We start from the raw sequence: 9,899 nt of genomic DNA, 5'->3' as shown, positions 1-9,899 counted from the left end.
GATCGTGGCCTGAGGTCGGCTCAGTTTTGGCTTCAAGACTGACGGCCCAGTAAGGCCGTTTTTACACGGCCAAGACCTAAAGCAGACATTGAGGCCTTGCCGCTTGAGGCACAAATCCCCTGGGAGTCAGATTCTTTGAGCTTGTACCGCTTCATCAATTGCTGCTTGAAGTCTGTCGATGGTGAAGGGCTTTTGCAGCACTAGTGCCTTCTGATGCTGGTCAGCCGCTCGGGCCGAGTCATAGCCCGATGCAAAGATAAAGGGGATGTGACGAGCGGCGATAGCATCGGCAATGGGAAAACTCATGTGGCCATGCAGGTTCATATCGATGATGGCAAAATCGAACGCGGCCGATCGCGCCAGCTCTAGCGCCGGGTCAATGTCTCCCGCTTCGGCAGCGACTTGGTGACCAAGGCTCTCCACCATATCGGCGATCATCATCCGGATCACCGCCTCGTCTTCAACGAGGAAGATCGAAAGGGTCATTCCAACGATCCTTCCCCGCTTGCGGCAGGCGATTGGCCTTGCTCAAGCGCGGTCCTAACCGCAGCCGCTAGTTCGGCCGGTAAAAAAGGCTTGCGCAGGAATGGCGCCGTTCCCATTGCTGCTTCAAGCGCCGCAGAATCGGCGTACCCGCTGACAAAGAGAACGGAAAGCGATGGCTGCAACGCCCGGGCAGACTTGACGACATCGGCGCCATTAGTGCCGGGCATGGCGAAGTCGATAATCATCAATTGCGGCTTCAATGTCTTTTGCAAGGCAAGCGCCTTGTCACCCCGTTCGGCCTCATGGACGACATACCCGATCTCGGTTAGGAAGCTCGTCATGATGGAGCGAACATCGTGATCATCGTCCACGATCAGAATGGTTTCAGACTGCCCAGCTTCAGACATCGGCGCAGCCTCGATAGCTGAGTGAGAGGCGACCAGGCCGCGGCGAAGATGAAGCCGCACCGACGTGCCTTCCTCGGGTTGACTAACGATGTCCACGTTACCACCCATTTGACGCACAAGGCCGTACACTTGGGAGAGCCCAAGACCAGTGCCCTTGCCCGGCGGCTTGGTCGTGAAGAACGGATCGAAGGCACGCGCGATGACTTCGGGTGGCATGCCCGTCCCTGTATCGGTCACCGCAACGATGACCTTGCGAGGGTCATCCGGATCTCCGTTTGTCGAAATCACAAGCTGTCCGCCGTCCGGCATCGCATCCCTGGCATTGATACCTAGATTAAGAATGGCGACTTCGAGCTGGTTGCCATCGGCGATGACGACCGGAGCGCCGGGATCGAGCTTGAGCTCAATCAACACGCTCGCACCGAGAGACTGGTTCAGGAATTCGTACATTCCTTCGATAAGGCGGTTGATGTCGATCGAACCGGTCGCGAGCTTTTGGGTTCGTGAGAACGCCAACAGTTGAGCTGTCAATTTTGAACCACGTTCCGCAGCCTTGAAGGCATTCTCGGCAAGCCTTGTGATGCGGGGCTCGGTGGCGCGGGTGCGGATCAGGTCGAGATTTCCGACGACAGCGGTCAACAGATTGTTAAAGTCGTGAGCGAGACCACCCGTGAGCTGGCCGACCGCTTCCATTTTTTGCGCCTGAAGCAACTCGGCCTCGGCCTTTTGCCGTTGCGCCATTTCCTCCTTGAGTTGTCGATTGGCGTCGGCGAGTTCGGCGGTGCGCGTTTGCACTTGCTTGTCGAGCGATGCGTTCAGTATACGGAGGGCGTCTTCTGAGCGGCGAATGCGGAGCAACGCATTGATCGCGGCCGCCAGTTCGAGCGGCTCGGCGGGTTGAACCAGATAGGAATCAGCGCCGGCGTTCAAGCCAAGGATTCGGTCCTCCGACGTCGTGAATGTCGCCGACGTCTGCAAAACCATTACCTCGGGCCACTTCTGCTTGATGAACGCACAAACCTCGAAGCCGCTGATATCAGGCAGCTGCACATCTAGCAGCACGACGGGGGGCTTGTGCTTTTCGACCAGTCGAAGCGCCTCCGCGCCAGTGCTCGCCTCGATCACGTCAAATCCACCGGCGTGCAGATCGCGCGTCTTGACGTATCGCTGTGCTTCGAGATCGTCCACATTCAGGACGATGATCCTTTCGTCCGTACTCATGTGCTGCTCTGGATGGCGTCACGCAGGAAAGAGGAAACGCTTTCGCGAGAAATTGCATTCTTGGATATTAGGCGGATATGATCGGGAAGGCGAGATCGGAGCGTGTCGTCAATTGTCATCGACGTCGATACGACGACAGGAATGGCATTGGTTCGCTGGTCCGCGCCAAGCTGCTGCAGAACGGTGAATCCGTCTACCGTAGGCATCTGCAGGTCTAGGATTATGACGTCTGGCTTCTTCTCGCGGGCTAGTTTGAGGCCTTCCTCACCACCGCTCGCCTCCAGAAATTCGTAACGGGACTCATTTCCGACGATTTGCCGCAGTACATAGCGGAACGTCTCGTCATCATCGATCAGTAGCACGCTCTTGCCATCGTTACCCAGAGACGAAGTGCTCTCGCGATCAGGCTCACCCGCCGAGGCCGGTATCTCCAGAGTAAAGACGGAGCCTTGTCCTGGCACACTCTCGACGGTTAAGTCGCCGCCCAGCAGCCGCGCCAGCGAGCGCGACAGCGGTAGGCCGAGACCCGTACCTTTTACCTTCCGTTGCAGCCGCGTATGAACCTGCGAAAATTCCTCGAAGATGCGTTCGTGATCCTCCGGGGCGATACCGATGCCTGTGTCTCGCACCGTAACAATCACGTATCGTTCGTCCTCACCCATCCGAGCCGTTACCCGCACTTCGCCGGATTCGGTGAACTTCAGCGCATTTGAGATTAGGTTGCGCAGGATCTGGGAAACCTTGGCCTCATCGGTGTAGAGCGTCGGCAGATCTTGCGCCGGCTCAAATAGAAGCTCGACCGATGAGGTGGTTAGCAGCGGCCTGAGAGCACCTCGCAGCGCGCCGAACAGACTCGTAACAGCAAAGCGCACCGGCTTAACGTCCGCCTTGCCGGCCTCGACCTTGGCGAGATCGAGCATGTCGTTAACGAGTTCCAACAGGCTTTCTGCGGAACGCCTGATATAGCCGACCTGACGTTCCTGTTCGGGTGTCAGCTCGCCGTCGATTCGGTCCAGTAGGAGGCGCGAAAGTGCCAACACAGAATTCAGCGGGGTCCTGAACTCGTGACTCATGTTCGACAGGAATCGCGTCTTGAGTTCACTCGCCTGCCGCAACTGCTCGGCGCGACCGTCGAGTTCGGCATAGAGCGCGACCACGCCGCGATTGGTGTCCCCCAGCTCCTGATTGAGCTGTTCACTCTCATCCTCGCGGCGCCTCAGTTCCTCCAGGCTTTGCATCAACTCGCGGTTTTGCTCGCGCAAAGCGGTAAGGGGGTCGGATGAGGCTTCCTTCTTCAGGTTGGAAGCGATCTCGGTCAGTTTGGCGCGTGGCCACGGCTCGAGGCGACTGGGGAGCTTGTGCCCGACCTCAACCGTGGTACCTTTGCCGACCTTTGAATCGATATTGAATGTATCCATCAGGCGGCGTGCGCCCACCAGGCCAAGCCCCATGCCGCTTGAGGAGCGGTATTGCCCGTCGAGAATTGTCTGGAGGTCGGCGATACCGGGTCCCTTGTCGCAGATGCGGACCACGAAACTTTGCGGAGAGGCGGTCGCATCGAGCGCGAATTCGGCGCGGCCACCGCCGGCGTATCCGAAGGCATTGCGTGCAAGTTCGGAGACCGCGGTCGCGATACGCGTTTGGTCCTGGCGGTCGAATCCCAACAACTCGGCAACGCGGTGCGCGCGCTGACGAACTGCAACGACGTCGCCCTCATTCTCGATCGGCATCGTGACGATTGGCCAGAATTTGGAAGCCGCCGCCATGCCCGTCACCACTTGGCCACAAGCACCGTCGCATCATCGCGATGGCGGGTGAAGTCGCGATAGAGGATTGCGGCGATCAGCGAAGGATGCAAGCTCGCCAGATTGGTGTACCGATCCACCGTCCAACTCGACGCAAGTCCGTCGGAATACAGGATCACGAGGCCACGCTCGAAAGGATAATCGAAAGACTGGATTTTCCGAGCGTTGAAGCCGGCGGTGCCCGCCATCGAGACCATTCGTCTCGTCTCACCCGGAGTAGCGATCATGCCGGCAACGTTTCCGACACCCGAGAAAATAATCTTTCTTGCGACGGGGTCGAAACGCGCGATCGATACTGCGGCTCCGCGCGTCGACCGAAGCCCGCCATGGACGTAATCCATAAGGTTAGCCACCGTGTGGCCGTTGTAGCGATGGAACAGCCGTACGGCCGCGACAGAAGCTTCCGCGGCATCCGGTCCGTGCCCCAGACCATCGGCGACCAGCAAGGTTCGCAGGTTTCCCGTATTGGATACGGTCCATGCATCACCGCAGACGTCTTGGCCTGCCTTAGCGACGGAAACGCCGCCCCAGGTCGGCGAGTTCGGCGGCTTACCGGGTTGGGGTTTTCCCGGAGCGACGCGGGCCAGCACTGCGGTACCCTGGCCGGGCCAGGAGCCAATATCGACGAAATGCGACTGGCGGATCACCGCGCCAAGGCCATGGCCAGCGGTGCCCGCGCTTGAATAGCCATCCTCCAGACAGGCCGCGACGTTGCTCATCCCGGCGCCCTTGTCGAGTGCAAGAATCTCGATGCCCTTGCTTTCGTTATCCTCATATGCGCCGACCAGGATTTCGCCGCCTGAGCCGTGCTTGACGAGATTGGTCGAAAGTTCTGTCGCGATCAGCGCCAGCTTGCCGGTCTCCACTTCCGTCAAGCCTGTTCGGCCGGCCAGATCGGTTGCTGTCCGCCTTGCCTCCGCGACGCCGCTCTGATCGTTGACAGCAACCGATTTCATTTCACTTCCAACGAGCAATGATGACTTTTGTGCCTTCGCCGGGCTTTGAGGCGATCGAAAATTCATTGCAAAGGCGCTTGGCGCCTCCAAGGCCCAAGCCCATGCCCTTGCCCGTCGTAAAGCCGTCCTTGAGCGCCTGTTCGATGTCTGGAATTCCCGCCCCCCGGTCTTCGAAGGTGAGGCGAAGCCCCCGCCGTCCGGCTTGGTCAAGAATTTCCAGGACCACTTCGCCCCCGCCGCCATAGTCGAGCGTGTTGCGCGCCAGTTCGCTCGAGGCGGTCACAATCTTGGTCTGATCGACCAGGCTAAGGCCGACCTCGACCGCGAGTGTGCGGGTCTGTTGCCTGACCCGCACGACGTCGTCGGATTGCCTGATCTCCACCCGCTCAGTCTTCGTCGTCGGCATCGTCTGCCTCCGACTCGGAGAGGCGACCTTCAATCAGGGCCATGCCCCGTTCGACATTCAGCGCGGTCTTGACGCCGGCAAGTGACAAGCCCAATTCGACAAGAGTGATCGCTACCGCTGGCCTCATACCGACGACAACAGTGTCCGCATCGAGGATACGGGAAACGGCCGCGATATTGTCGAGCATGCGGCCGATGAAGCTGTCGACGATTTCCAGCGCCGAGATATCGATCAACACACCCCTGGCGCTATGCGCAACGATCTTGCTGGTCAGATCTTCTTCCAGCGTGGTCGCGAGCCGATCGTGCATGTCGACCTGTATGGTGACGAGAAGCGCGTTCCCGAATTTGAGGATAGGAATGCGATCCATCGTTACGCACCTTGCTCGCCAGCCTTCGGCTTAAGACCGGCTTGCCACTCTCCCTTCTTGATCCGGGTGACCGTGCGTCCGGTCTGGCGAAGCGCGAGCCCGAAAGCGTCCGCCAGTGTCGCCTTCGAGATAACGTTCAATTCAACGCCGAGATGCACCATGGTTTGCGCAATCTGCGGCCGGATACCGCTGATCATGCAATCCGCTCCCATCAGACGGGCGGCGGCGACGGTCTTGAGAAGATGCTGTGCGGTGAGGGTATCGACAGTAGGCACACCCGTAATGTCGATGATAGCGATCTCTGCTTCATCATCGACGATGGTCTGAAGTAGATTCTCCATCACGACCTGGGTGCGCTGGCTGTCCAGCGTGCCGATCAGCGGCAGCGCAAGAATTCCGTCCCACAGCTTTACAACTGGTGTCGACAGCTCCGCGATTTCGCGCTGTTGGCGGATGATCACTTCTTCACGGCTTTTCTGGAAGATTTCGAGCGTGAAGAGACCGAGCTCATCAAGCAGCAAGGTTGTAGTCCAGACGGTCGCGGCGATCTTCTCTGGCGAGAGCGTCTGGTCGCGATTGAGCGCGTTGAACAGCGGCTCCTTGAGTGAGAAAATGAAGGTGGCGGTTTCACTCGGCGTGAAGCCCTGCAACGCCCGGGATCGGGAGAGATCATTGAGCATGGCCTTGGCCGGCTCATAAACGGGGTTGGAAACGTCGTTTCCACCCTTAGCCAGCGCGTCGCGAAGCAGATGAAGGAAGTTCTGGGACTGAGATTGCAGTTCGCCTTCGGAAATGCGGCCGGTGTTAAGGGTCCCGGCTTTCTTCTGCAGCTCAAGCCATTCGGGAAGAATTGTCTGTTCGTTCCGGGATACCAGTGACGCAATGTCACTTCCCGCTACATCCGTCATCGGCAATCTCCATCACGCAAACTTCGCCACGCGACTCGGCAAGCAAACTGCCCGCGGCGCGCAGCCTTTATGTGTCTGAATAAGTTGACTTTTTCAGCCGGAAGAGCACGCCGAAGGTTGGATGCCGCGTGCTATTCGCCCCAAACACCCCCGTTTAACTCAGCAAAACACGTTTGGTTCCATCGAGTTCCGGCGCACCGGCAGATTGTCAGAAGCAGTAGATGAGGAACATGGTGCGGGTCTATCCGCTCCATCCCTTGAAAGGCGCGCCAAACCATCTAAATAACATCCAATGACCATCCACAGGGATGGTAGAGATGAGTGCTCCCTATGGCTGATAATGTGCGCGAGCTGCGACCCAAGGCCCCCGACACCGAGAAGATCACGATCAACCTTGGTTATGTCGACCTCGGTCATGTCGATCTCATGGTGCAGGAAGGGTTCTATTCGAACCGGACCGATTTCATCCGGACGGCAATCCGGAACCAGCTCGAGCGCCACCTAGAGGTCGTCAGACAATCAACGGCCCGGAAGAACCTGAACCTCGGGCTGCGCAACTACACTCGCGAGGATCTCGAAGCGGCGCGGCGCGCCGGCGAAATGCTGCAGATCAATGTTTTGGGCTTAGCCACCATCGCCCAGGACGTCACTCCCGAGTTGGCTCGCGCCACAATCGCGTCGGTCTCGGTGCTGGGGGCCCTTCACGCCACTCCCGCGGTCAAGGCCGCTCTCGCCGACAGAACGAGGTGAACGATGCTGAATCACGACATAGTCCGCGAAGCAACCCGCCTCACGCGTGCCGGCCAACTGGTCGAGGCCACGGCGCTCCTGCAGCGTATGCTCCACGGCGGTAGCACTCCAAAACCAAAGCATCGCAACGCCACTCATGCTCGGTTTCCGTTGCTCGATCCGCTTACCATCGACGCCACGGCCGACGTCGTCGGGGAGCGGGAAGCTCCGCAGATCTCGCCGGCCCGCTCTGGACGCAAGCGCTCCTTACCGCTCGACGGCATGGGGGATTTTTCCGGGCTCGGACTGCGAAGTCCGATCACGCGCGCTCCTCTGTCCCCATCGGACATCGTGCCCAAGGGCACACGGTTTATCGCCGGTACCTTCAGTAACGCCGCGGGAAGCCGGGCCTACAAGCTGTTCATCCCAAGCCGCTGTCGGGGACAACGGCTTCCCCTGATCGTCATGCTTCATGGCTGCACCCAGTCGCCGGACGATTTCGCGGCCGGCACCCGGATGAACTTCCTGGCGGAAGAGCAGAATTGCTTCGTGGTCTATCCTGAGCAGCCGAGCGGAGCCAACCAGTCGAAGTGTTGGAACTGGTTTCGCACCGGAGACCAGCGCCGCGGCGGGGGCGAGCCCTCGATGATCGCCGGCATTACCCGCCAGATCATGCGCGACCATGCGATCGATCCGCAGCGCGTATACGTCGCGGGTCTGTCGGCCGGCGGGGCCGCCGCCGCCATCATGGGCGCAACGTATAGCGACCTGTATGCGGCGGTCGGTATTCATTCAGGCCTCGCGTGCGGAGCCGCGAGCGATCTTCCCTCCGCGTTCGTCGCCATGCGGCAGGGAGGCGGCTCCAAGGCAATTGCGGATGGCAAAACTTCTGTGCCGACCATCGTTTTCCATGGCGATCGCGACACTACGGTGCATCCAAAGAATGGCGATCAGATACTCGAGCAGTTCGCCAGGGCAACGAGGTCGACGACGAAGGTACTTCGCGGACGCGTACCCCACGGCCATGCCTATACTCGCACCGTCCTGATCGACGGGGCCGGTCGGGCGATCTCCGAACAATGGAACATCGATGGCGCTGGACACGCGTGGTCAGGCGGCAGTCCCGCCGGGTCCTACACTGATCCGCAAGGGCCGGATGCGACGAGGGAAATGCTGCGCTTCTTCCTCGAGCATTCGCTCGGTGGGTAGCCTGGCTTCACAGGGCGCTCAGGTTGTCCTCGAACACGTCGCCGAGCTTCCGATCAGCTTGCCGGCCTCTAGTCGCCGCAACTTAAAGCGGCCTTTGGAGAGCGCAACGAGCGGAGAGCTAATAGTTCTCAGGTCGACGGCCGTTGAGCTTCGGTCTGGAAGATCGCCAGCGAGACGTTTGTTGGTTGGAGTTGCTACCTGAAATCATCGTCACATCGCAGAACGGGCGATTGATCTCAGTTCGTGCGGGACTTCAACAATGCGCGGGTTTGGAACGCCACATCACAAAGCCTGTTGTCCGTTCAGAAATGACCGTTGTAGTCGCACCGCCATATTCTTGGAGCGTCAGATGAGCAAACGCAAACCGGCACCAGTGTCAAAGCGCGCCCGCAATCCGAAAATGGCCGCGCGGGCCCAACGGAACAAGCAGGCCATCGTTAAAAGCCCGAAAGAGAATCTTCTTCGCTCTGTTGCGGCAGCCTCGATTGAACCGCCTCTTAAGCTTCATGATGATGCTAGACACGAGGTTCCTATCATTGATTCTCGGGTGGATGCCTTGCCAGATGATCTCAGTCAGAGAATGATTGATAGCGATCCAATGAAAGGCTTAGCTTTAGCCACGGCAAACATGCAGGCTTACCAAGCAAAGCTTCTTGAGATAGCTCAGGCCAACGTGCAATTTGCTTTTGATTTCGGCCTGAGACTTGGGACGATCAGGTCACCAGCTGAGTTTTCCGCCGTCATTACGGAGTTTACTCGCAGACGGGTCGATATGTTCGGGCAGCATTCGAAAGAATTGGCGGCATATCCGTTCTGGCGCATCAAGCCGCCCCGAGAGCTCACGGCTCTGCCGGGACGATAACTGCAAGCCGTACTCCGCTGCGGCAAAGGATGGACGCAAACGCGGATCACGCACGCGCTGATCATGGTTGCTTGCTTTCGGCTGGGGAGTGCGGCTCACAACGAGGGAGCGGAATCAGCAACCCTTAGTGGGCTCGGTGCCGTCAATCCGAGGGACCTGCGATCAGGAATGTAGGTGGACACCATGTCCACAACTGAAGCCGTTCCGCTGATGGTTTTGGCGGGACCTGTTGTCTGATTCTCGGCAACATCGCGTTCAGGTGACAGCGGAGCGAAAAACTCCGCCTATCGGCGTCTTTACCTATTGCGACGCAGTGCCGCCGCGCCTTGCGTGGTCCTGTTTCATCGACCGCCTGGCCCACAACTATCGCGTCGTTTGCTTCGACCGGCCAGGGTTTGGCTATAGCGACCTTCCGCGCACGCGCATCTGGACGCCCACAACGCAAGCTTCCTTGTTCGCGAAGGCTCTTGATCGGCTTGGAGTGCGCAATCCCGTGGGCTCGGCCACTCCTAGGGAACGCTGGTGGCAATCGCTGGCGCT

11 protein-coding genes are annotated in these 9,899 nt (G+C 59.2%); 4 read left to right on the top strand and 7 right to left on the bottom strand.

Features of this window, described 5'->3' with window-relative positions:
• Positions 1-126 precede the first annotated feature (126 nt).
• From JQ627_RS38630 to JQ627_RS38600, 7 genes are read right to left on the bottom strand one after another with little or no spacing between them, the layout of a single operon-like run.
• Positions 127-486, bottom strand: coding sequence for a response regulator (locus tag JQ627_RS38630; protein WP_212489557.1), 360 nt, complete (start codon positions 484-486; stop codon positions 127-129).
• Positions 483-2,114: a response regulator gene (locus tag JQ627_RS38625; RefSeq protein ID WP_212489556.1), complete on the bottom strand. Its 1,632-nt coding sequence runs from the start codon at positions 2,112-2,114 to the stop codon at positions 483-485. The genes JQ627_RS38630 and JQ627_RS38625 overlap by 4 nt, the downstream gene beginning before the upstream one ends.
• Positions 2,111-3,880 carry an ATP-binding protein gene (locus JQ627_RS38620; protein ID WP_249143744.1) on the bottom strand — a complete coding sequence of 590 codons (1,770 nt, stop codon included), beginning with the start codon at positions 3,878-3,880 and terminating at the stop codon, positions 2,111-2,113. Before JQ627_RS38620 ends, JQ627_RS38625 begins: the two co-directional genes overlap by 4 nt.
• Before the next feature lie 5 nt (positions 3,881-3,885).
• Complete coding sequence (locus JQ627_RS38615) at positions 3,886-4,875, bottom strand: ATP-binding SpoIIE family protein phosphatase (protein ID WP_212489554.1); 990 nt, start codon at positions 4,873-4,875, stop codon at positions 3,886-3,888.
• A 1-nt stretch (position 4,876) separates the two neighbouring features.
• Positions 4,877-5,281, bottom strand: coding sequence for an anti-sigma regulatory factor (locus tag JQ627_RS38610; protein ID WP_212489553.1), 405 nt, complete (start codon positions 5,279-5,281; stop codon positions 4,877-4,879).
• A complete protein-coding gene (locus JQ627_RS38605; RefSeq protein ID WP_212489552.1) occupies positions 5,262-5,651 on the bottom strand; it encodes an STAS domain-containing protein in 390 nt (129 codons plus the stop codon). The genes JQ627_RS38610 and JQ627_RS38605 overlap by 20 nt, the downstream gene beginning before the upstream one ends.
• 2 nt (positions 5,652-5,653) lie before the next feature.
• Positions 5,654-6,559 carry an STAS domain-containing protein gene (locus JQ627_RS38600; protein ID WP_212489551.1) on the bottom strand — a complete coding sequence of 302 codons (906 nt, stop codon included), beginning with the start codon at positions 6,557-6,559 and terminating at the stop codon, positions 5,654-5,656.
• 330 nt (positions 6,560-6,889) lie between these two features.
• Between JQ627_RS38600 and JQ627_RS38595 the strand changes: the two genes are divergently transcribed.
• From JQ627_RS38595 to JQ627_RS39885, 4 genes are all read left to right on the top strand, one after another.
• Entirely contained in the window at positions 6,890-7,309 is a 420-nt protein-coding gene (locus JQ627_RS38595) for a CopG family transcriptional regulator (protein ID WP_212489550.1), read from the top strand.
• 3 nt (positions 7,310-7,312) lie between these two features.
• The gene (locus JQ627_RS38590) at positions 7,313-8,497 is read left to right on the top strand and encodes a PHB depolymerase family esterase (protein WP_212489549.1); all 1,185 of its coding nucleotides are present in this window, start codon (positions 7,313-7,315) and stop codon (positions 8,495-8,497) included.
• A gap of 349 nt (positions 8,498-8,846) precedes the next feature.
• Positions 8,847-9,359: a phasin family protein gene (locus JQ627_RS38585; protein WP_212489548.1), complete on the top strand. Its 513-nt coding sequence runs from the start codon at positions 8,847-8,849 to the stop codon at positions 9,357-9,359.
• Positions 9,360-9,618: 259 nt separating this feature from the next.
• Positions 9,619-9,899: alpha/beta fold hydrolase (locus JQ627_RS39885; protein WP_409363845.1), on the top strand; the 281-nt coding region annotated here is incomplete at its 3' end.

Source organism: Bradyrhizobium liaoningense, from assembly GCF_018130785.1.
GTDB classification, from domain to species: Bacteria; Pseudomonadota; Alphaproteobacteria; order Rhizobiales; family Xanthobacteraceae; genus Bradyrhizobium; species Bradyrhizobium liaoningense_A.
Note: the sequence above shows the minus strand (reverse complement) of the source record. Positions and strands in the feature narration are given on the sequence as shown.